This window comes from Limnochorda sp. L945t (assembly GCF_035593305.1).
Lineage (GTDB): Bacteria > Bacillota > Limnochordia > Limnochordales > Geochordaceae > Carboxydichorda > Carboxydichorda subterranea.
In genome coordinates this window covers 395,686-416,300 of the sequence record NZ_CP141615.1, presented here as the reverse complement: position 1 = coordinate 416,300, position 20,615 = coordinate 395,686, and the positions used below count along the sequence as shown (strand labels likewise).

Below are 20,615 nucleotides of genomic sequence, written 5' to 3'. Positions count from 1 at the left end.
CCGATCATCCCTTGGCGACCCGGCGCCTGCGAGACGAGCGATGCCCCGTCAGGCGCCGGACCGCCCCCTCGATCTCCCACCGGACCCGGCCCGCCGGTAGCTGCGGATCACGCAGCGCCTGCTGCAGCACCGGTAGCGCCCGCCCGTCCCCGTACTCCGCCAGCGCCACGGCAGCCGCCGCCTTGGCGTCGTCCTCCCATCGCAGCCGCTGGAAGAGCTCCACCAGGGTCCGGAAGGTCTTCTCGCTGCGGGGCATGCGGGCCAGCAAGCGCGCCAGCGCCGCCCCGCCTGCCGGCACCTCCGAGGTCCTTCGCAGGTACTCGCTCACCCCGTCGACTGCCAGGCCGCCCAGACGCTCCAGCGCCTCCCGGGCCTCCCTGGCCACCTCTTTGGGCACCTCCGGGGCGGCGGCCAGCTCCACCAACCGCTCGAGCACCTCGTGGCGCCTCAGGTGGGCCAGGACCCGGATGGCCGCCACCACCGCCCGCACGTCGGGCCCGCCCGCCTCCAGCAGGTGGCGAGCGTTGACCGCGGCCACCAGCAACGGTACGGCCTGCTCCCCCAGCCGCTCGAACGCTTCCAGCGCCGGCGGATCCAGAGCCTGAGGGCCCTGGAAGAGCCTTTCCATGAGCCGGTCGACGTCGTCCTGGGGCTGCTCCCCTTCCGGCCACTGCCAGGTTTCCTGGGCCATGAACCGGCGCGTCCGGAACGCCTGGAGATCGACCACCGCGGGCGGCCTGTGCGGCCGCTGGCGCTCCTCGTCCACCGAGCGCCACGGGAAAGTCGGGTAGGTCGCCGCCACCTGCCCGACCATGTTGCGCAGCCCCGCCAGCCACAGCTGCAGGCGCGGTTCGACGACCTCGAGCCAGTGCCGGCGCAGCAGATGCCCTCGCAGCATGAGCGCACCGACCTCGCCCAGCTGCTCCAGGCACTGCTCCGGGTCGCGTGCGAGCGTCTGCTGCGCCCGCAGCACGAGTGCGTCGACCGGCTGCTCCGGGTCGTAGTCGTCGGTGACGTACCGGGAGAACGAGGTAATGAACAACCTCACCCGCTCCCGGAGGATCCACGCTCCCACGCGCAGGAAAGATTCGACCACCGCCTCGACGTCGGGCGGGGCCTGGGGATCGTCGAGCCGCTGGGGCAGTTGGTCCACGATCCGCCGTACCTCGTCGAACGCCTCGCCTGCCTCCCGGTCGCCCTCCAGGCAAGCGCTGGCCAGGGCCGAGACGATGAGTCCCTCCACGGCCCCCGTGTAGCTCGCCAGCATCAGGTCGCGGTCGTAGAAGACCATGGAGTCGCGGATGTCCACGAGAGCGGAGAGGAATCCGTCGTACTGGGTGAGGCCCTGCAACTGTTCCAGCAACTCGCGGTAGCCTGGGGCCACCTCGTTCGTCTCCCCTGTCCGGCGTTTAGGGTGCATTCGACCGGTCCTCGGCCACTCCTCTGTCGCTCCCGGCCACCGCTCTACAAGGCCTGCGCTATCATGCACTTGAGGTAGAGCGTCTCGGGAACCGACGGCAGGATCGGGTGGTCGAAGGCCTGGGTGCGGCTTTCGACGAGCCGCCACTCGCGCCGGGCGTCCTCCGCGGCCTCCGCCACCACGTCGAAGAACTGGTCCGGCGCCACGTGCTGCGAACAGGAGCAGGTGACGAGAAAACCCCCGGGCGCCAGCAGCTTCCACGCCCGCAAATTGATCTCCTTGTACCCTCTCAAGGCACCCTCCACGCTGCGGCGCGTTCGGGCGAACGCCGGCGGATCCAGGATAATGAGGTCGAAGCGCTCCTGGTGCTGATCCAGCCTGCGCAGTTCGTCGAACGCGTTGGCCTCGACCCACTCGATGTCGCCCAGCTGGTTGCGTTCCGCCTGCCGGCGCGCCCGTTGCACGGCGTGGTGGCTTTGCTCGACCGCCGTCACCGAGGCGGCGCCGAAGCTCCGGGCGAACAGGGCGAAGCTCCCCGTGTAGGCAAAGGCGTCGAGCACCCTCGCTCCGGGCGCCAGAGGCCTGAGCGCCTGGCGGTTCTCGCGCTGGTCGAGGAAGAAGCCGGTCTTGTGGCCTTCGAGCACGTCCGCCTCGAACAAGAGGCCGTTCTCTTCGAAGGCGACCGGACCCTGCACCGCCCCGAACAGCACCTCCACCCGGGGTTCGAGCCCTTCCAGGCGCCGGCTCGGCACGTCGCTTCGCTCCACGATGGCACGGGGCTCGAGCCGTTCGATCAAGAGCTCGGTCCACATCTTGCGCCGCGCGTCCATGCCCAGGGTCAAGAACTGCACCACGACCACGTCGGCGAACCGGTCCACGATCAGCCCCGGCAGGCGGTCCCCCTCGGAGAAGACCAGGCGAACGCCCTGCGCCAGCGGGTAGAAGCGGCGGCGATAAGCGATGGCCTCGTCGAGGCGGCGGGCGAAGAACTCCCGGTCGATGGGCTCGTCCTCGCGGGTCAGCAGCCGTACCTGGATCCGGGAACGGGGGTTGAAATAGCCGCGCCCGATGAGCGCCCCGTGTTCCGTCACGACGTCGACGACGTCCCCGGGCTGCGGATTGCCTTCCACTTGAGCGATCTGGGTGTCGTACACCCAGACGTGCCCCCGGGCCAACCGTCCCTCCCTGCCCCGTGCCACTACGACCTCCGCCACGCTGACAACCCCGCCTTCCCGCCCGGGCCCTCCGCTTCCACGCCCGAGGCCAGCTGTGCTAGGCTAAAGACGTGCGAACGGAAACCGTGGTCGAGCTTTCGGCCGGCTCCGAATGGGTCGGTCGTCCGTGCACCGAGTGCGGCCGCCCGCTCGAGCGGGGGGACGAAGCCGTCGTATGCCCCCGGTGTCACGCTCCCCATCACGCCGCGTGCTGGATCGCGCACGGCGGGTGCGCCCGGCAAGGATGCCGGCAGGTGGCCGTCGCGGTGAGGGCCCCCTCCCGCCCCCGGGAGTCGGAAGCGGCCCGAGCTGCGGCGCTGGCCCGCCGGCGCACGGCCCTCGGGGCCTGGGCCGCCGCGCTGGTGGCCGTACTGGCGCTCACCGCCGCGTTCATCTACAGCCGGACCCGCCCCGCCACGGCCCCCGTGCCGCACCTTCGGGTCATGACCTGGGCCTCCGTGGACGAGTCGGCGCCTCTTCAGCATATCGTGGACGAGTATAACGCCTCGCACCCCAGCTGGCAGGTCCAGCTCGACCTGACGCCCATCGTCGCCTACGATCAAAAGCTCGTGGTGCTGGTGGCGGCCGGCGACGCGCCGGACGTCTTCGCTCTGGGCTCCGACCGCCTCGAGGTCTTTGCCCGCAACGGCGCCGTGCTCGACCTCACGGCCCGCTGGCAACGTGCGCCGGCGGGGCTGAAGGGCGCCGTGCCGGCCGGGAGGCTGGCGCCGCTGCGCATCGACGGCAAGCTCATGGCGCTGCCCCATCCTTTCAGCGCCGGGGCCATGGTCATCTCGAGCCGCACCCGGTACCCGGACCAGGCGTGGGACTTCCTCTCCTACCTGCTGCAGCGCATGCCGCCCCCTGCCCGGGAGCCGCGCGCGCCGGAGGCCGCTCCCGGCCTCGGGCCCATCGGACCCTTCGGCTTTTGAAAGAGGCGGTCACCCGCCGGCGAGCGCCTCGGCCAGCGCTCCCAGGTCCTCGAACACGTAGTCCGGCCGTATCTCCGAGCGGTCGAGATCCTCCCGCCGGGTGATGCCGGTCAGCACCAGGGCGCTCGTCAAGCCGCCGCGGCGGGCAAAGGTGACGTCCGTGTCGAGACGGTCGCCGACCACCACCACGTGCGAACGGTCCTCGCCCTCCCGCACCCCCAGCCGGGCAAGGGCCAGCTCCAGAATCGGCCGTTCGGGCTTGCCGACCACCACCGGCCGCATCCCGCTGCACGCCGCAACGGCCGCCACCAGCGCGCCGCAACCCGGCACCACGCCCCCGTCCCGCGCAGGCACGGTGAGGTCGGGGTTGGTCGCGACGAACCGGCTCCCCGCCCGGATCGCCCGGCAGGCCGCCTCCAGCTTGGCGTAGGTGAACGACCGGTCGATGCCGACCACTACCGCCTGCAACCGTACGGAGGGCATACCCACGGGCTGCCCGGCGGGCAGAGCCTCGATGCCCGCCTCGCGCAGGGCCTGGAAGAGACCGGCTTCCCCGACGGCCAGCACGCCCTCCCGGATCCCCTGGTCGACCAGGTAGCGGGCGGCGGCCATGCCGGAGGAGACCACCTGGTGGCGCTCCAAAGGGATGCCGATCGCCCGCAGCTGCTCCAGGTAGGTTTCCACGGTAGGAGCCGAGTTGTTGGAGACGACCACGGCTGCCTGGCCGCGAGCGCGCACCGCCTCGAAGAAGCGGGCCGCGCCCGGGATCGCCTCCCCCTGGCGCCACACGACGCCGTCCAGGTCCACGATCCAGGCCGGTGCTGCCACCTCGCGCCCACATCCTTTCCCATGGTGTCCCGGGGCGACGGGCACACTTTCGGGAGGAGGAGCGCCTTCCCCTCGAAGGGAGTCGGGGCGTCAAGGTTGGAGCTTCCAGAGCCGAACCATGTAGGGAAACAGAGGAAAGCGAGGCCATTTGGCGAAGCCCGGACCATCGATGGCACGAGGGTTTGCCGTGAGGGTGCCGGATGCGTTGCGACGGCTAGCGCACGTGCTCCAAGTGGCGGTGCTGGCGTGGGCCCTGATAGCGGGGCAGCCGTCCGCGGCGTCCGGCTCACCGGCCAGCACGTCTGCCCTTTTGCCGGAGGCGGTCGACGAGCAGGTCTGGCGGGCCCCCATCGCCCCAGGTATCGCCCTCGTCACGGTCCGGCGTCTCGACAAGGACGGGTGGCTCGATCTGTTCGCCGTCGTGGCCGACCTCGACGTGCCCGGAGTCGGCGCGGACGTGCTCGCCTCCTCTTCCCTGACCCACCTCGAGCCCGTCAGCGAGCTGGCAGGCAGGGCCGGCGCTCTGGCCGCCATCAACGGCGACTTTTTCCACGCCGGCGTCTCCGGTGCCCCTGCCGGGGTCGTGGTGAAGGGCCAGCAGGTGTGGAAGAGCCCGTACCCGTCCGGGCGGCCGTCGGCGGTCTTCTTCCGGACGAGCGAGGGGCTGCGGGCCGCCATCGGCATGCTGGCCTTCGATGGGGCCCTTCGGCCCCTGCCCGGCCCCGGTGCGACCGGAGGGACCGGTTCGAGCGTTTCCGCTCTTCAGGTCGACGCCCTCAACGAGCCTGCGCTCCTTCCCGGCCAGGTCGGGGCCTACGACGAGCACTGGGGTACGGCCGCCCTCCCGCTCGTGCGATGGGGCCCCGAGGAGGTGGCCTTCGCCCGGCTGCGCGCGGAGCGCCCGGGAGGAGGTCCCGGGGACGCCTGGACGGTAGTGGCCGTGGGCAGAGGCGTGCCCAAGGCTCCTCCGGGCCCGGGCGAGCTCGTGCTCCTGGGGTGGAGAGACGGCGCGACCCGGCTGCAGGCCCGGCTGAGGGCAGGCCAGCGCTTCGGCTGGCAGGCCGGGGTGGTGCCGGGCTCCTCCCTGCGCCCGTCGCCCCCGGCGGGCGGTACCATCTACGCGGCCCTTTCGGGCGGCTCGGTCCTGTTGCAGGACGGTCAGCCGCTCCTCGAGCTCCGCCAGCCGGGCTATCCCCTTACGCGTCAACCTCGTAGCGCCATCGGCGTGGGACGGCAGGGCCGCCGGGTCATCCTGGCCGCCGTCGACGGGCGGCACTGGACGAGCCGGGGCCTCGACGTGGCCGAACTGGCCCGGTGGCTCCAGCGCCTGGGCGCTACCGACGCCATCAACCTCGACGGCGGGGGCTCCACCACGCTGGTGGCCCGTATCGGCCCGGGCAGCCGAGCGACCGAGGGCGCCCAGGCCGCGCCAGGCCCGCCGCTGGCGGTGGTCAACCGCCCTTCGGACGGCGGGGAGCGGGCGGTGCCGGCCGCGCTCGGGCTGTTCTACGACCCCGGTGCCGCCGGTCCCCCCGGGCTGTTCGTCCTCAGACCCGCCGTATGCCCGCCCGCGCCGGCCATCGAGGCGTACTCCATCGCGCCGGCAGGCCTGGTGACCGCCTCCGGCGTGCCTGCGCCCCTCGAGGTCTACCCGTACGATCTTTCGGCAGACGGACTCCTGTGGACGGTCGATCCTCCCGACCTGGGCCTGTTTCCGAAGCCGGGGGTCTTCGTGGGGCTTCGGCCGGGCAACGGCCGGATCGTCGCGCTCAGGACCGACGGCACCCGCCTGTGGGGGGCCTCCGGCACGCTGTTCGGCACGGGCGACCCGCTCGTTCCCGTGGTACAGCCGGGTACCGCCATGCAGGCGGCCGCCTCGGAGATCCCGGTACAGGTCATCGGCGCGCCCGTCGCCCTGCGCGTCGAGCCCGACCCCCTGGTGGTGCCCCCGGGCGAGCCGGTGCCGCTGGGAGCCGTCGTCGTGGATGCCCAGGGACGCCGGGCCCCCATCGATCCCAACCTCATCACTTTCTGGGTGAGCGGCGGAGCCGAGGGTGGCGTCAAGGGTGGGATGCTCTCCGCCCGGCCCTCGCGCGCCTCCGGGGAGCCGGCTCTCGAGGCAGGATACCTCGACCTGCGGGTGCGGGTCGCCATCCGGTGGGCTCCGTCGCCGCCACACAAGGAGCAGCCGGCGGCAGGCGCGGATTCCCGGCAGGAAACGGGCCCGGTGGCAGGGCCGGTTCCGCCGGTCAAAGCGCCGCCCCCCGCCGCCGAGGATTCCGGCCGGCCGGCAGCTGGAGCCCCTGCCCCGCGCTCGACGACCGCTGGCTCGTCCGGCTCCGAGGCGGTACGGGTAGTCGCCCTCGGCAGCCTGCCCCCTCCGGCATCTTTGCCGGGCTTCATCTCGTGGTTGGTGGACCAGCATCCCTCCCTGGTGCTCGCCGCGCTCCGCCCTCCTGCCCCGGACGACCCCGCAGAGGTCGAAGCGGGCTGGCTGCTGGAGACGGGGCTTCCGGTGGCTGCCATTCCGGCCGCCTGGGACGAAGCGCACCGCCGGCCTGGCTCCGCGTCCGGCTTCGGATGGCCCGGCGCAGTGGCCACCCGGGGCGAGAGCCGCTTCATCGTCCTGGACCCCGAGACGGTGGCGTGGGAGTGGGTGGCCGCCGAGATCCGGCGGGCCGTCAACGACCGGATCCGGCGCTTGCTGGTCTTGACCGGCCGATCGCCTCTACGCGCGGGGGCCGGCCGTGAGGAGCAGATGCTCGCGGCGTGGCTTTCCGCCACGGCCGGCAAGGGCCTCGAGACGTGGGTGCTCTACGCGGGCGACGGGTGGGATCACCGGATGGTGGACGGCGTGCACTTCCTCTCCTTACCCCCCGTCCGCCAGAACGGGCCCGTCGTCGTGCTCCGGATCGACCGCGCGGGCGTGGCGGCCTCGCGGGAGTTCCTGCCGGCGGCGCAGGCCCGGCTCTCCGAGGAAGCGGCCGCCGAGCCCCTGCGACCGGCCCCCTTCTCTGCAGCAGGCCCTGCAGCGCAGGGGGCGCCGCCGGCGCCGGAGAATCCCCAGAAGGGCGGTTCCATCTAAGAGGAGGCGGGAGAGGTGGCTCTCCCGGCCCAGCCACAAGGGGTTCGCATGGATCCCCGGGTGCTGTCGGCCATGGCGCGGGTCCCCCGGCATCGCTTCGTGCCCCCTGCCTACGCTTCCATGGCCTACGCGGATCGCGCCCTGCCCATCGGGTGGGGCCAGAGCATCTCCCAGCCTTACATCGTGGCCGTGATGACGTCCCTCCTGGAGCTGCAACCGGGGGACCGGGTGCTGGAGGTCGGCACGGGATCCGGGTATCAGGCCGCCGTGCTTGCGGAACTCACGCCTCACGTCTACACCGTCGAACTCATTCCCGAGCTCGCGCAGGCGGCCTCGGAGCGCTTGCGCACGCTGGGCTACACCACCATCCGCTGCCGGCAAGGGGACGGGTACTGCGGGTGGCCGGAGCAGGCCCCGTTCGACGCCATCGTCGTGACCGCCGCCCCGGAGCGAGTGCCGCACGCCCTGCTCGATCAGCTGAAGGAGGGCGGGCGGATGGTGATCCCGATCGGGGTGGCGCAGGAAGGCCAGGTGCTGTGGCGGATCCGCCGGCTCCCGGATCGCATGGAGATGGAAAACATCCTGCCCGTCGTCTTCGTCCCCATGCTGCACCGGCCGCCGTCCGGCGGGGATCAGCCGCCCATGCCCACCCACTCTTCGCCATCCTCGTAGCGTTCCTTCTTCCAGATCGGCACGTCCCGCTTGAGCCGCTCGGTAGCCCAGCGCACCGCCTCGAACGCCGGTGCGCGATGGGGCGTGGCCACGGCAATCACCAGGCTCACCTCACCGGGGGTGAGCCAACCGAGGCGATGGGCCAGGACGACCCTGGCGCCCGGCCAGCGCTGCACGACCTCCCGGCCGATGGACTCCATCTCCTTTTCCGCCATGGGGCCGTAGGCCTCGTAGTGGATGGCCACGGTCCGGCGCATGGAGGGGGCGCCGTGCGGCGCCGGACCGGCAGGATGATCGGTCGCACCGCGCGGGCGCGCCGGGGCCCGCTCCGTCCACTCCCGGACCGTGCCGACGAAGACGGCGATCGCCCCCATGGTCGGGCCTCCCACGCGAGCCACGGCCGCTTCCACCGAGAGCGGCTGCTCGGTCACCGTGATCTCGACGGCCGGCGGGGCAAGAGAGGGCCCGTGCGCTCCGTTGCCACCCGCCACAGGAGGGATGAGCGCCACCTCGTCGCCGTCGCGCAAGGGGTGGTCCCAGCCCGTGTACCGGAGGTTGACCGCCACTCGGACCGACTCTCTCGGCAAGGCCATCGGCCCGCCCAACGCCTGCTGGGCAGCGTCCCACGCGTCCAGGGCGGTGGCCTCCTCGCCGAGCTGCACGACGAGCTCGCGGCGCCCCGCCTTCTCGGCCAGCGCCGCGAAGAGTCGCACGGTCACCCGCATCTCCCGTCTCGGACCTCCTTCCGGGGGGTCGCCCGGCGCCTCGTCCAACGGCACGCTGTCTCGCTCAGGCGGCCAGCAGCCCGTGACCCCAAGGTGCCGGTACCTCGATGACCGCGCCCTCGCGGTCGAGCACCGACAAGCGCCCCTCCCGCAGGCCGTGTTGGAAGAGCGCTCGGGTGAGGCTCACATCCTCCTCGCAATACTCCACGATCTCCTCGATGCGTCCCTCACGGTACCACTCCACCGCCTGCAGTCCCGAGGCGGTCTTGGTGGTGCCCAGGGTGGCCCGAGCCACGGAGTCGAGGCTCGGCCGCCAGTCGAGCACCTGCTCCAGCTCGAACATGAGGTCGAGCGTCGGCACGGTGTAAAGCAGATCCGCGTCCTTGGAGTAGCCGGCCAGCACCTCGTAGTCGAAACGCAGCACGTTGAAGCCTACCACGAGCGACGCGCCGAGCAGCCGGTCGATGAGCGCCGCGGCGTCGTCCTCGAAATAGTGCCGGAACCCCCCGTCCCCTTCGCAATAGGTCACCGCCGCCGCCAGGCCCAACCGGTCGAGGTGGTGGCGCCCGCCGACTTCCTGGAACAGCCGCTGCGTTTCCAGATCGAAGAAGGTCACGGCGTCGTCGACCCGCCTCCCCTCCCAGCTCGGCCGCGACGCCTTTCCGGCGTGCTCGGAGAGCTCCGCCGGGGAAAACCTCGCCTCCAGCGCGAGCCGGACGGCCTCGATGTGTTTGCACGTGCCCAGGCCGTTGGTCTCGAAATCCTGGCAATCGCACCGGCAGACGGCGCCCCGCGCCTGCCGGAACTTCACCTCGTGCACCCTGCCGCTCTTCCCCGTCACCCGGTACCGGCCGGCGAACGGCGCGCCGCCGATGAGCTGAGCGGTCAGGTTTTCCTCCTGCGCCCGGCGGCGTCGCAAGGCCCGCTGGTCATGCATCGGCGTCATCGGGCGTCTCCCCTTCCTCGAGAGGGGTTTTCTCCCGCTCGCCGCCTCCGGAGACGATCCGACCCGCGGCGACGACCATCCAAACCGCCCCGTCCGCTCCCATCCGGTACGGCAGGTGGAGGTACGAGGGGCCGGCTACCAGGATGAAGTCGGCGCGCTTGCCGACCTCCAGGCTTCCGACCTCGTGCCCCAGGGCCAGGGCATGGGCCGCGTTGATGGTGCACCCTGCCACCGACTCCTCCGGGGTCAGGCCCAGCACCGTACATCCCAGCGCCGCGACCAGCGCCATGGACTCCACCGGGCTCGTGCCCGGGTTGTGGTCGGAGGCCAGGGCAACGGGCACCCGGTGGTAGCGCATCCCTTCGACGTCCGGTAGGGCCCGGCTGCGGGTGAACAGATGTGCGCCCGGCAACAGCACGGCGACCGTGCCCGAAGCGGCCAGGCGCTCCAGGTCCTCTCGTGGGGTAAAGTCGAGGTGGTCGGCGCTGGTCGCGCCCATCTCGGCTGCGAGCCGCGCTCCACCCAGAGGGTGGAACTGGTCGGCGTGCACCTTCAAGCCCAGCCCGAGCCGGGCCGCCCGGCTGAGGATGCGGCGGGCGTGGTCCGGCGTGAAGGCGCCTTCCTCACAAAAGACGTCGCAAAACCTCGCGAGCCCCGGACGCCGGGCCGCCGCCGGGAGCATGACCTGCTCGACCAGGTCCACGTACGCCTCGGGGTCGGAACGGTACTCCGGGGGGACGGCGTGCGCTCCCAGGAACGTCGGCACCACCTGTACCGGCACCAGTTCGGCGGCGGCTGCGATGGCATCCAGCAGCCGGAGCTCTCCCTCCGGCTCCAGCGCGTACCCGCTCTTCACCTCGATGGTCGTGGCGCCTGCCCGCATCATCCGGCGCAACCGCTCCGCCATCCCCGAGACCAGGTCCTCGGTCGAGGCCTCCCGGGTCCGCCGGACCGTCTGCCAGATACCGCCGCCGGACTGGAGGATCCTCAGGTAAGGCTCTCCCCGAAGCAGCCTCCCCCACTCTTCGGCTCGGTCGCCCGCATAGACCGCGTGGGTGTGGGGATCGACCAGGCCCGGGAGCAGCGCGTGGCCCTGGGCGTCCACCACCACCGTCTCCCGGTCCCAGCTCACCTGACGCTCGACCTCGCCGGTGCGGCCGACCGCCACGATGCGATCGCCCCTGCAGGCCACCGCCCCATCCTCCACGAGCCCCAGCCACCCTGGCTCCGGTGAGCCTGCCACCGGCCGCTCCGACCAGCCGCGCAACGTCACGACCTGCTGCGCCCTGCGCACCAGCAAGTCTGCCCGGCCCAGGAAGCGAGAACGTCCGGCACCAGGCCTCATCATCGCCTCAGCGTGGCCCCTCCACCTCGTTCAAGCGGCGCTCCAGGATCTGGCGGCGGCTCCACGTCCCGCCGAGCTGCAGATAGTATTCGGCACAATCGAGCAGCGCGTCTTCCGGTACCAGGCCCACGATCTCGCTCGACCGGATCGCCACCCCGTGCCGGCGCGCTTCCGCCGCCACCAGCTCGAAGGCCCGGTAGATCGGCGTCTTCTCGTAGTCGACCAGGTTCATGGAGACCTGAGTGGTGCCGCGCTTTTCGAGCCGGACCCCCATCGCCCGCACGTTGACCAGGCCTCCGCTCGACTCCCGCACGTTGCGGGCAATGGCCCGGGCCACTTCCAGGTCCGCCGTGGCGAGCTCCACGTTGTAGGCGATGAGCGGCTTGCGCACCCCCACCACGGTCGCTCCCGCCGACGGGTGCACCGCGGCGGGCCCGAAATCCGGCCGCCGCTCGGGGTCGGTGTCCATCGCCTCCTGCAGGCCCTCGAAGTTGCCCCGCCGCAGAAAGCTCAGGTCCCGCCGCCGCGGGGAGGTGGCCGCCTCTCCGTACAAGAAGACCGGCACCCCGAGCTCTTCGGCGATGCGACGCCCCAGTCGCTGTGCGGCGGGCACCAGGTCCCGGAGCGTCACGCCCCGGATCGGCACCAGCGGCACGACATCCGCCGCCCCGATGCGGGGGTGCCCGCCCTGATGATGGCGCAAGTCGATCTGCCGGACCGCCTCCCGTACCCCTCGAAACGCGGCCTCCAGCACCTCCTCCACGGGTCCGGCGAACGTGACCACCGACCGGTTGTGGTCCTCGTCGGACTCGGTATCCAGCAGGTAGACCCCCGATACGCCGGCGATCGCCTCGACAATCGCCCGGACCACCTGGGGCCGGCGGCCTTCGCTGAAGTTGGGCACGCACTCCACGAGCACCCGTTCCACGGCCTGTTCCACCCCTGTGTCAAGACTCTTCCTGCAGGGTTCGTAGCGCCTTTCTCGACCAGAGGCGGATCTCCTCGGTCAGGCCCAGGCCCTCCCACTCCTGCTCCGAGAACCACCCCATCGTGCGGGCCTCGCCGTTGGGCACCGGCTCGGGCGGACGTTGGCCGGCGGCACACGGCGGAACCGGGCGTGCGAAGTAGATGAAATCGATGTGCTCGTGCCCCGGCTCGATCGCCTCGAGCTGGACCCCCTCGGGGCGGATGAGCTGCCGGGGCGAAGCGACGTCGATACCGCGCTGGCCGACCAGCTGCACGAGCAGCCCGGACTCCTCCAGCACCTCCCGCACGGCGGCGTCGTCCGGCAACTCGCCATCCTTGACGTGTCCTCCCGGAGGCAGCCATTTCCCGTACCGGCGGTGGTACATCAAGAGGACGCGCCCGTTGCACACGACGAAGACGGCTACGGTAAAATCACGCCGGGGCCGAGCAGAGCTCGACGACGCGGTCATCGAGCCGCAGCCCCGCCTGCTCCCGTGCTGCCGGCACCTCGACCGCCCCGGGCAGGGAACGCAGGCCGCCGTTTCGAACCAACGCTTTGCCAGACGGGGGGTAGCACGTTGAACTGGGGCACGCTCATCATCGTCGCCATGTGGCTCGTCCTTGCCATCGTCCTCTTCTGGGCCATCGTCGCCGGCCAACGGGCAGCTGCCTCCGCAGGCCTCCGCATGCGTGCACGCCTCGTGGATCTGCCGGCCCGCGTGCCACCTGCTCGGCCGGCCGCGCAGAGCGAGCCGCCCCGGGATCCGGCAGGCGCACCGGGCGATCCCGCGCAGCCTGCCCGGCCTGCGAAGCCTGCCGGAGTCGCCCGCGCCACGAGCGCGTCATCCGGGGCCGCCGGCTCCTGAGCCCGGCCCGGCGCCGTCCACGGGCACGAAGCCTGCAAGGCGCAGGGCGGGGGACGCTCGCCGCACCTGCTCGATGACTTCGCCGGCCGCGACCCGCTCGCTCACCTGCTCGACGTAGCCCGACAGGGCCCGGTCCTCGTCGTGCACCGAGGGGACCTGGGCCCGTACCCACTCCAGCACCGCCGCGCCCGCCGGGCTGAGGGGCGCATCCCGGTACTGCGCCGCCTGGGCGGCCGTGACCAGCTCCAGCGCGACCAGCCGCGCCAGGCGCCGGACGGCCCCCTCGAAGGCCAGCGCCGCCTGGGTGCCCATGCTTACCACGTCTTCCTGCCCCGCGGACGTCGGGATGGTGTGCACCGACCAGGGCCCGGCCAGGGCCCGGCAATCGGCAGCGAGCGAGGCAGCGACGTATTGAGCCATCATGAGCCCTGAGCGCAAGCCGCTCCGGAGCGTCAAGAACGGAGGGAGCCCCCCGCTCGTATGGGGGTTGACGAGCCGGTCGATGCGCCGCTCGATGACGTTGGCCATGGTCGCCACCCCGATGCGGCAGGCGTCCCAGGCCAGCGCCACGGGCTGCGCGTGGAAGTTGGCGCCGGACAGGATGACCTGCGCCTCCGGAAAGACCAGCGGGTTGTCGACCACGCTGTTCATCTCGGTCACGGCGATCCCGGCCGCCCACGCGAAGAGGCTTCGAGCCGACCCGTGAATGGCGGGGACCGCCCGCAGCGAGTAGGCGTCCTGCGGCGGCCCATCTCCAGGCACCCGCAACCGGCCGCTCCCCTGCAACAGCGCTCGGACGTTGGCGGCGACGGCAAGGGCCTGCGGATGCGGCCGGAGCTCCGCAAGGCGCGCATCGAAGGGCTCGGCGCTGCCTCCCAGCGCCTCGATCGTCAAGGCGCAGGCGATGTCGGAGGTGATCACCAGACGCTCCAGCGTGGCCAGGGCGAGGGCGCCCACCGCCGTGGTCACCTCGGTGCCGTTGACCAGGGCGAGGCCCTCCTTCGCCTCCAGGCGCAGCGGCGCCATCCCTGCCTCGGCCAGAGCCTGCGCCGCGGGCATGCGCCGCCCCTGGGACGACCAGACCTCCCCCTCCCCCACCAGCGCCAGCGCCACGTGGGCCAGAGGCACCAGGTCACCACTTGCCCCCACCGAGCCCCAAGCCGGAATCACGGGGATGCGGTCGGCGTTGAGCATGCCGGCCAGCTGCAGGACCACCGCCGGGCGAACTCCCGAGTAGCCGCGCGCCAGGCTGCTCAGGCGCAGGAAAAGGACCGCCCGGCTCTGCTCCAGGGTGAGCGCGGGCCCTACCCCGATGGCGTGGCTGCGGATCAGGTTGTGCTGCAGCTCGGCCGCAAGCCGCGGAGAGACCCGTACGTACCCGAGATGCCCGAAGCCCGTGTTGACCCCGTACGTCGCCCGGGGAGCATCCACGGCGGCTTCGATGACCCTCCGGCCCTGCTCGAGCCACTGCAGGAGCGCCGGGTCGATCTCCACGGCCGGCCGCCCTTGGGGGCGCCCGGCGACCCGCACGCCGGCCACGGCCTCGAGCAAGTCCAGCGACACGCTGACCCCGCGCCCGACGCGTATGGCCTCGCTCAGGGGGACGACCCTCCCTGGTGGCGCCCGGTCCCGGCCTCGGCCAGTACCTGTTGCAGCGCCTCGACGAACCGCCGGTTTTGAGCCGGCGTCCCTATCGTGACCCGGATGAAGGAGTGCTGCCCCCAGATCTCTCCCGGCCGTACCAGCACGCCCAGGCGGGCAAGCCGCGGCACCAGCACGGAGGACGGCACCGGCGTTTCGATCCAGAGGAAATTGGCCTGGCTCGGCACGTAGCCGATCCCCATGGCGTCGAGCCGGCGCATCATCTCCTCCCGGCCCTGCAGCACCATGTCGCGCGCTCGCAGCCGGTGGGCTTCGTCCTCGAGCGCGGCCAGCGCCGCCGCTTCGGCGAGGCGGTTGGTCGAAAACGGCTCACGGGCGCTCCACATCGCCCGGGCCACCTCCGGGGGGCAGAGTGCGAAGCCGACCCGTAACCCTGCCAGCCCGTACGCCTTCGAAAAGGTGCGCAGCACCACCACAGGCGCCCCGTCCCGCACGAGACCGGGGCCGTCCGGATAGGAGCCGTCCGTGACGAAGTCGGCGTACGCCTCGTCGAGCACCAGCAGCGACCCGCCGGGCATGGCGTCGATGATGGAGCGCACCTGATCCCCGGAGAGGATCGTCCCCGTGGGGTTGTTGGGGTTGCAGACGAAAGCCACGGAGGCACCTGCCGCGAAGGCCGAGGCAATGGCCTGAGCATCCAGGAACGGCCCTCGCATCGGGACCCGCTCGATGCGAGCTCCCGCCAGGTGCGCGGCAATCTCGTACGAGGCGAACGTCACGGCCGGGATGGCCACGGAGCGCCCGGGCTCCAGCATCACCTGGGCCAGCAGGGTGATGAGGTTGTCGCCCCCATTGGCGACCACGATTTGCTCGGCCGGCACCCCGAAGCGCCGGGCCAGCGCGAGGCGCAGCTGGCGGCACTCCGGATCCGGGTACCGGTGGGACTCCCAGGCAGCCCGGCAGATGGCCTCCACCGCCCGGGGCGAAGGTCCCAACGGGTTTTCGTTGGACGAGAGCTTGACGGCGCCCGCTTCGCCCGCGCCCCGGAGGAGGGGCTCGACGTCTTCGGGCGACAACCCCGGCACGTAACGAGGTAGCGTCTCGAGCGCCGGGCGGAGCTCGAAGCGGCGGCCGGGCAAACTGGTCGCGGTCGTGGCGTGCGCCCTCCCGTCTGCTTCCTGCGGCGCAACTTCGACGGAGGTGCGGTGCATCCTTTCCAGAAGGGGCCGGATGGGCCGGCACCGCCTCCAGGAACGCGCGCCGGTACGCCGGGACTGTGGCGGCCGCCCTGCGCTCACAGTAGGATAACAGTGCGAACCTTGGGCAAGAGGCAGGGGACCATGGAGCCCGTAGCAGAGCATACCGTCCGGGCGTTCGTGAGCGAGCTGGCTTCCGCCGACCCGGTGCCGGGCGGGGGAGCGGCGGCGGCCGCGGCCGGCGCGTACGGCGGCGCCCTGGTGGCCATGGTGGCCCGGGTGGCCCGGCGCCGGGTCGACGACGAAGAGCTGGCCAACCACCTGGAGGAGTGGGCCCACCAGGCCGACCAGCTGAGCGAGAGCTTGCTGGCCCTGGCATCACGAGATGCCGAGGCTTTCCACCAGGTGATGCGAGCCTACCGTCTGCCCAAGGGTTCGGAATCGGAGGCGCGGGCCCGCACCGAGGCGATCCATCAGGCGCTCGAGCACGCTGCGCGGGTGCCCCTGCAGGCGGTCGAGACCGCCGTGCGAGGGCTCGACCTGCTCTCCCACGTGATGCCGCTGGTGCCGGTGGTGGCGCTGTCGGACGCGGGGGTGGCCGCGTGGCTCCTGCGGGCTTGCATCGAGGGGGCCGCCCTCAACGTGCGGGCCAACTGGCAGTCACTCCCGGCCGTGCCCGGCGGGACGTACCAGCACCTGGAAGAGATGGTCGCCCGCAGCCGCTCGCTGTTCGACGAAATGCGCCAGCGGCTGGGCCCTTTATCCAACGGAGGGATACCAGTACCGGCTCCCTGAGCGCTTCATGCGGGCATCCCACTCGGCCAGGATACGCACGGCCTCCGATGCGGTACGGGCCGCCTCCTCGATGCCGCCGTACGTCATCTCGTCGGTGACGCGGTTGGCCACCACGGCCATCACGCCGCCCGAGCGCAACCCGAAGAGGCTGGCCAGGGTGTAGATGGTGGCCGCTTCCATCTCGAAGACCTGCACCCGAGCCCGGCGCAGATCCTCGATGCGCCGCTCGGCCCCGCTCTGGGAGTAGCCTCCGAAACCGGGCCGGCTCTGCCCCAGGTGGAAGGTGGCCGTCGAGGCGGAGACGCCCACGTGGTACCGCATGCCCAGACGCTGTGCCGCCTCCACGAGGGCAGCGGTCACCTGATAGTGGGAGGCGGCCGGGTAAGCCAGGTCGACGTAGTCGGCCGAAGCCCCGTCCAACCGCACCGCCGCGCTCACGATGACGAGATCGCCGCACGCTATCTCCGGCTGGATGGCGCCGCACGTCCCCACCCGGATGAACGTGTCGGCCCCGATCTCGGCCAGCTCTTCGATCGCAATCGCCGTCGACGACCCGCCGATGCCGGTGGAGGTCGACGAGATGGGTACGCCCCCGACCCGCCCGGTGTACGTGGTGTACTCCCGGTGCCGCGCCACCTCCCGTCGCTCGTCCCAAAACCGGGCGATGAGCGGGACGCGCTCCGGGTCTCCGGGCAGCAACACGTACCGGGCGACCTCTCCCGGCGCGCACCGGATGTGATACGGCACCCCGCCGGATTGCGGGCGAGATGCCCCTGAGTGCCACGACTCCACGGTCATCCTCCTTCTGCGCCTGCCGTTTTCCCGGCTCACAGGCTGACCCGATCGGGCGGCAGCCCCCTGCGAATCGCTACCGCCCACCGCTGGACGCCCGGCATGCCGGTCCTCTGGGCCTCCTGGGCGGCGCCGTCCACGTCGTACACGATGCGCCGGTGCTCCACCTGCCAGGTCCCATCGCCTGCCCAGGTCAGCAGCACGTAACTGGCCCTGGGGTCGCCGTCCAGCGGAAGACCGACGGAGCCCGTCCCGACCACGGTCACCCGCCGCAGGTCGACCCGGTACGCCTGGTGGTCGTGCCCGTGTACCACGACCCGGGCGGGCGCCTGGCCGAACAGCTTCTCGAGCCCCTCTTCCTGGGTGCGGTGGGGAAGCGGCCGGGCCGGATCATCCAGGGAACTGTGCACGACCAGCACCTCTTGCGGCGACTTGTCGGGCGCGGCACCGCCCGGAGGCGCGATCCGGTGCTGCAAGGGTAACCCTCGCACGAACTCGAGGTCCTCGGGCGACAGCCGGCCGAGCGCCCAGCGCCCCCAGGGGTGCGACGCTCCGGACTCCTGCAGCAGGGCCAGGTCGGTGTTGCCGACCACGCACGGGATCCGGAAGTCGCGCAGGGTCCGGATGACCGCCTCCGGGAATGGCCCGCCCCAGGCAAGGTCGCCGGCGCATACCAGGAGGTCGGCGTGACCCGCGGCGTCCTGGAGTACCGCTTCGAGGGCGTGCCGGTTGCCGTGGACGTCCGAGAAGACCGCGACGCGCATTCCCTTCGCATCCTTTCCCGTTCGTTCACTCAGGCTCCGGCCCGAGGGGCTCCAGCTGCTCCACGGGGACGTCCACGTACTTGTCCCCTTCTTCGACCAGCATGATGGGGATTCCCTCACGGACGGGATACTTGCGGCGGCACTCCGGGTTGGCGCAGACCAGCCAGGTTTGCCGCTCCAGCGTGACCCGGTGCCGGCAGGCCGGGCATACCAGGATTTCCACGAGCTCTCGGAACGTCAAGCTCTTCCCCTCCTTCTCTCTCGCCGGTGGCTTCGCCGGGTGGCACGCCCGTCCTTCCGGCAAGAGGGATCTCCGGCCCTCGGACGGAACGGAACAGGAGAGCGCAGTGTACCGGCTTTTCACGGAGTCTGCCCGCCGAGGGCTACAGGGAGGCGAGCCCGATGTCGCCACTGCAGGACGACCAGAGCGTCGACCCCCGCCCTCCCTCGTCGCTCCCTCTGGGAGAAGAACCGCCGCCGTCCAGGTTTCGCCACGTCGGCCAGGCCGTAGAGCAGGGCATGCCCCGCGTCTACCTTGCCCGGGGCGTGCTGGAGTTCATGGAGCGGTGCGCCCGGCGTCCGGAGGCGGAGGCGGTCGCCGGGGTGTTGGTCGGGCGGGCGTTCCGCAATGCCGCTTCCCAGGTTTTCGTGCTGGTGGAGGGGGCCATCGAGGCGCCCGAGGTGGAGGCGGCGAGCCGATCCGTCAAGTTCACGGCCCGCTCGTGGCAGGCGGTCCGGGAGATGTTACAGGACCGCTTCGGCTCGCGCCGGGCCGTCGGGTGGTTCCACGCCCGCCCGGGCGAGGCCATGCAACTGTCGCCGTACGAGACGTTCGTCCACCAGACGCACTTCGGGGCAGGGTGGCAGTTCGCTTGCGTGCTCGACCCCCAGACCGCGCAGCTCGCTCTGTGGGGCTGGCGCGGCGAGGTACTGGAGCCGCTGCCCGGTTACGACGTCTGGGAGTCGGAGCCCGTCGGGCTCTTCACGGGCGCCGACGTGAAGCGCGCCGGCTACTTCCCCGCCGAGGTGCAGAGCCAGGTGGCTGCGGGGGCCGAAGGGGCCGAGCAGTGGCAGCGGGGGACCTGGCCGGTCGCCAGGGCCCAGGCACGGATCGCCGCGCGGCGCCGGGCGGCGCGGGAGCAGGCCCCGCGGTGGGGGCAGGCGGTTTCCAGGGCCCTGCAGGGAGCCACGGTCCTGGCGCTGGTCTTCGTGAGCGCCATGGTGGTGCGCTGGGGCATCGACCGCCTCTGGCCGGCAGCCGGCCGGCCCGGCGCACCTGCCGGCGGCCAGCAGGCGGCCGGCCTCCCGCGCCCCGGAGCAGGGGCCGCAGAGCCGGCCGACGCTGTGCGTGCAGGACGCCCTGCTCCGCCCACGGGCGCGACGGAGATCATGGGGGGCGTGCCGGGTGCTCCGCCGGCGCCGCAAGAGACGCCCGCTGCCCCGTTCGCGGCGGCCACGCCGGAGCGCACCGATGCCTCCGGCACGTCCGGGCCGGCGGGCGGCCCGGCGTCCTCCGATACGCTCACCTACCAGGTGCAGCGAGGTGACACCCTCTGGGGCGTCGCGCAGCGTTTCTACGGCGATCCAGGGCTCTACCGATGGCTGGCCGAGGTCAACTCCGTCGCGGATCCCGCGCACATCGAGGTGGGGCGCCGGCTCCTGCTGCCGCCCCGGGGAGCTGAGGGCGTCCGGCGCAAGTAGCGCCCCCGCGAGCGGCGCCCGGTCGCCGGCCGCAGCGGCAGGCCGTTCATGGTAGGGCCGGCGCCGCCTGCGCCGCCCCCGGCTGGGGCGGAGGGGGCAGCGCGGCGAACGTCGCCGGGCGCCGCAGGACGCCCATCTGCGTGAGCGGCCAGAATCTCCACAGCGCCCGGCCCTCGATGAGGTTGCGAGGCACGAAGCCCACCCGCGGGTCGCGGCTGTCCTCGCTGTTGTTGCGGTTGTCGCCCATCACGAAATAGTGCCCGGGCGGCACCTGGACCGGCCCGAACCGTCCGAGGGTGGGAGCGTCCAGGTAAGGCTCGTCGAGCGCCCGCCCGTTGACGTAGACCCGGCCCCCGCCGGTCTCTATCCAGTCCCCCGGCACCCCGATGATCCGCTTGATGAAGTGCTCCCGGGGATCTTCCGGGTACCGGAAGACCACGATCTCGCCTCGCTGGGGCTCCCGGAAGCGATACGTCAACTTGTCGACCATCAGCCGCTCGCCGTTGTGCAGGGACGGGAGCATGGACGGCCCATCGACCGTGAACGCCCGGGCCACGAACGTCATGATGAGAAACGCGAGGATGGCCGCGCCGGCCAGCGTCTTGACGAACTCCACGACGGCCGCCCAGACCGCCTCGCGCGTGGGGCGTCGCAAAGGAGGGCGGGCCGGACCCGGTACCCGGCGCGACCCGGGCCCGCCGCCCCTCCCCGGGGTCGAACGCATCCCCTCATCCCTCTCGAAAAACCTGCTCCCGGTCAGGAGCGC

Annotated in this window: 20 protein-coding genes and 1 pseudogene; 7 read left to right on the top strand and 14 right to left on the bottom strand. The window is 72.0% G+C overall.

The features are described 5' to 3' along the window. Positions 1 to 4: 4 nt before the first annotated feature. On the bottom strand, positions 5 to 1,384 hold the full coding sequence (locus U7230_RS01970; protein ID WP_324717071.1) for a hypothetical protein: 1,380 nt from the start codon (positions 1,382 to 1,384) through the stop codon (positions 5 to 7). Positions 1,385 to 1,464: 80 nt separating this feature from the next. Further along, positions 1,465 to 2,634, bottom strand: a complete 1,170-nt coding sequence (locus U7230_RS01965) for a class I SAM-dependent rRNA methyltransferase (RefSeq protein WP_324717070.1) — start codon at positions 2,632 to 2,634, stop codon at positions 1,465 to 1,467. A gap of 71 nt (positions 2,635 to 2,705) precedes the next feature. On the opposite strand from U7230_RS01965, the pseudogene U7230_RS15365 reads away from it, so the two are divergent. Beyond that, positions 2,706 to 2,870 (top strand): annotated as a pseudogene (locus U7230_RS15365) (RING finger protein); the annotation flags it as partial. 18 nt (positions 2,871 to 2,888) lie between these two features. Then, on the top strand, positions 2,889 to 3,566 hold the full coding sequence (locus tag U7230_RS01960) for an extracellular solute-binding protein (RefSeq protein WP_324717069.1): 678 nt from the start codon (positions 2,889 to 2,891) through the stop codon (positions 3,564 to 3,566). A gap of 9 nt (positions 3,567 to 3,575) precedes the next feature. Here the strand turns inward: U7230_RS01960 and U7230_RS01955 are convergent, their stop codons facing one another. Further along, entirely contained in the window at positions 3,576 to 4,394 is an 819-nt protein-coding gene (locus U7230_RS01955) for an HAD-IIA family hydrolase (RefSeq protein ID WP_324717068.1), read from the bottom strand. Between the two features lie 205 nt (positions 4,395 to 4,599). Between U7230_RS01955 and U7230_RS01950 the strand changes: the two genes are divergently transcribed. Both U7230_RS01950 and U7230_RS01945 read left to right on the top strand, forming a co-directional pair. Further along, a complete protein-coding gene (locus tag U7230_RS01950; RefSeq protein ID WP_324717067.1) occupies positions 4,600 to 7,479 on the top strand; it encodes a phosphodiester glycosidase family protein in 2,880 nt (959 codons plus the stop codon). A gap of 15 nt (positions 7,480 to 7,494) precedes the next feature. Then, on the top strand, positions 7,495 to 8,151 hold the full coding sequence (locus tag U7230_RS01945) for a protein-L-isoaspartate(D-aspartate) O-methyltransferase (protein WP_324717066.1): 657 nt from the start codon (positions 7,495 to 7,497) through the stop codon (positions 8,149 to 8,151). Here U7230_RS01945 and U7230_RS01940 read toward each other — a convergent pair. From U7230_RS01940 to U7230_RS01920, 5 genes are all read right to left on the bottom strand, one after another. Next, on the bottom strand, positions 8,112 to 8,876 hold the full coding sequence (locus U7230_RS01940; RefSeq protein WP_324717065.1) for a molybdenum cofactor biosynthesis protein: 765 nt from the start codon (positions 8,874 to 8,876) through the stop codon (positions 8,112 to 8,114). The two genes, U7230_RS01945 and U7230_RS01940, sit on opposite strands and share 40 nt — an antisense overlap. Before the next feature lie 64 nt (positions 8,877 to 8,940). Continuing rightward, positions 8,941 to 9,822, bottom strand: coding sequence for a ribonuclease H-like domain-containing protein (locus tag U7230_RS01935; protein ID WP_324717064.1), 882 nt, complete (start codon positions 9,820 to 9,822; stop codon positions 8,941 to 8,943). Then, positions 9,806 to 11,170, bottom strand: coding sequence for an imidazolonepropionase (hutI, locus tag U7230_RS01930; protein ID WP_324717063.1), 1,365 nt, complete (start codon positions 11,168 to 11,170; stop codon positions 9,806 to 9,808). The genes U7230_RS01935 and hutI overlap by 17 nt, the downstream gene beginning before the upstream one ends. A gap of 4 nt (positions 11,171 to 11,174) precedes the next feature. Continuing rightward, a complete protein-coding gene (gene ftcD, locus U7230_RS01925; RefSeq protein WP_324717062.1) occupies positions 11,175 to 12,107 on the bottom strand; it encodes a glutamate formimidoyltransferase in 933 nt (310 codons plus the stop codon). A gap of 7 nt (positions 12,108 to 12,114) precedes the next feature. Continuing rightward, entirely contained in the window at positions 12,115 to 12,603 is a 489-nt protein-coding gene (locus tag U7230_RS01920) for an NUDIX hydrolase (RefSeq protein ID WP_324717061.1), read from the bottom strand. 108 nt (positions 12,604 to 12,711) lie between these two features. Here U7230_RS01920 and U7230_RS01915 point away from each other — a divergent pair, with 108 nt between their 5' ends. Continuing rightward, positions 12,712 to 12,999, top strand: coding sequence for a hypothetical protein (locus U7230_RS01915; protein WP_324717060.1), 288 nt, complete (start codon positions 12,712 to 12,714; stop codon positions 12,997 to 12,999). On the opposite strand, the gene U7230_RS01910 is transcribed toward U7230_RS01915, so the two are convergent. Further along, the gene (locus tag U7230_RS01910; protein ID WP_324717059.1) at positions 12,976 to 14,562 is read right to left on the bottom strand and encodes an HAL/PAL/TAL family ammonia-lyase; all 1,587 of its coding nucleotides are present in this window, start codon (positions 14,560 to 14,562) and stop codon (positions 12,976 to 12,978) included. The genes U7230_RS01915 and U7230_RS01910 overlap by 24 nt on opposite strands. A gap of 32 nt (positions 14,563 to 14,594) precedes the next feature. After that, a complete protein-coding gene (gene hisC / locus U7230_RS01905; RefSeq protein ID WP_324717058.1) occupies positions 14,595 to 15,812 on the bottom strand; it encodes a histidinol-phosphate transaminase in 1,218 nt (405 codons plus the stop codon). A gap of 129 nt (positions 15,813 to 15,941) precedes the next feature. Between hisC and U7230_RS01900 the strand changes: the two genes are divergently transcribed. Beyond that, positions 15,942 to 16,592 (top strand): cyclodeaminase/cyclohydrolase family protein, encoded by a 651-nt coding sequence (locus U7230_RS01900; RefSeq protein WP_324717057.1) that lies wholly within the window; start codon positions 15,942 to 15,944, stop codon positions 16,590 to 16,592. On the opposite strand, the gene udp is transcribed toward U7230_RS01900, so the two are convergent. From udp to U7230_RS01885, 3 genes are read right to left on the bottom strand one after another with little or no spacing between them, the layout of a single operon-like run. Continuing rightward, positions 16,557 to 17,384, bottom strand: coding sequence for a uridine phosphorylase (gene udp, locus U7230_RS01895; protein WP_324717056.1), 828 nt, complete (start codon positions 17,382 to 17,384; stop codon positions 16,557 to 16,559). The two genes, U7230_RS01900 and udp, sit on opposite strands and share 36 nt — an antisense overlap. A gap of 35 nt (positions 17,385 to 17,419) precedes the next feature. Continuing rightward, positions 17,420 to 18,148 (bottom strand): metallophosphoesterase family protein, encoded by a 729-nt coding sequence (locus tag U7230_RS01890; protein ID WP_324717055.1) that lies wholly within the window; start codon positions 18,146 to 18,148, stop codon positions 17,420 to 17,422. A 25-nt stretch (positions 18,149 to 18,173) separates the two neighbouring features. Further along, positions 18,174 to 18,389, bottom strand: a complete 216-nt coding sequence (locus U7230_RS01885; RefSeq protein WP_324717054.1) for a Trm112 family protein — start codon at positions 18,387 to 18,389, stop codon at positions 18,174 to 18,176. 161 nt (positions 18,390 to 18,550) lie between these two features. Here U7230_RS01885 and U7230_RS01880 point away from each other — a divergent pair, with 161 nt between their 5' ends. After that, positions 18,551 to 19,849 (top strand): LysM peptidoglycan-binding domain-containing protein, encoded by a 1,299-nt coding sequence (locus U7230_RS01880; RefSeq protein WP_324717053.1) that lies wholly within the window; start codon positions 18,551 to 18,553, stop codon positions 19,847 to 19,849. A gap of 46 nt (positions 19,850 to 19,895) precedes the next feature. Here the strand turns inward: U7230_RS01880 and lepB are convergent, their stop codons facing one another. Next, positions 19,896 to 20,573 (bottom strand): signal peptidase I, encoded by a 678-nt coding sequence (lepB, locus tag U7230_RS01875; RefSeq protein ID WP_324717052.1) that lies wholly within the window; start codon positions 20,571 to 20,573, stop codon positions 19,896 to 19,898. Positions 20,574 to 20,615 lie beyond the last annotated feature (42 nt).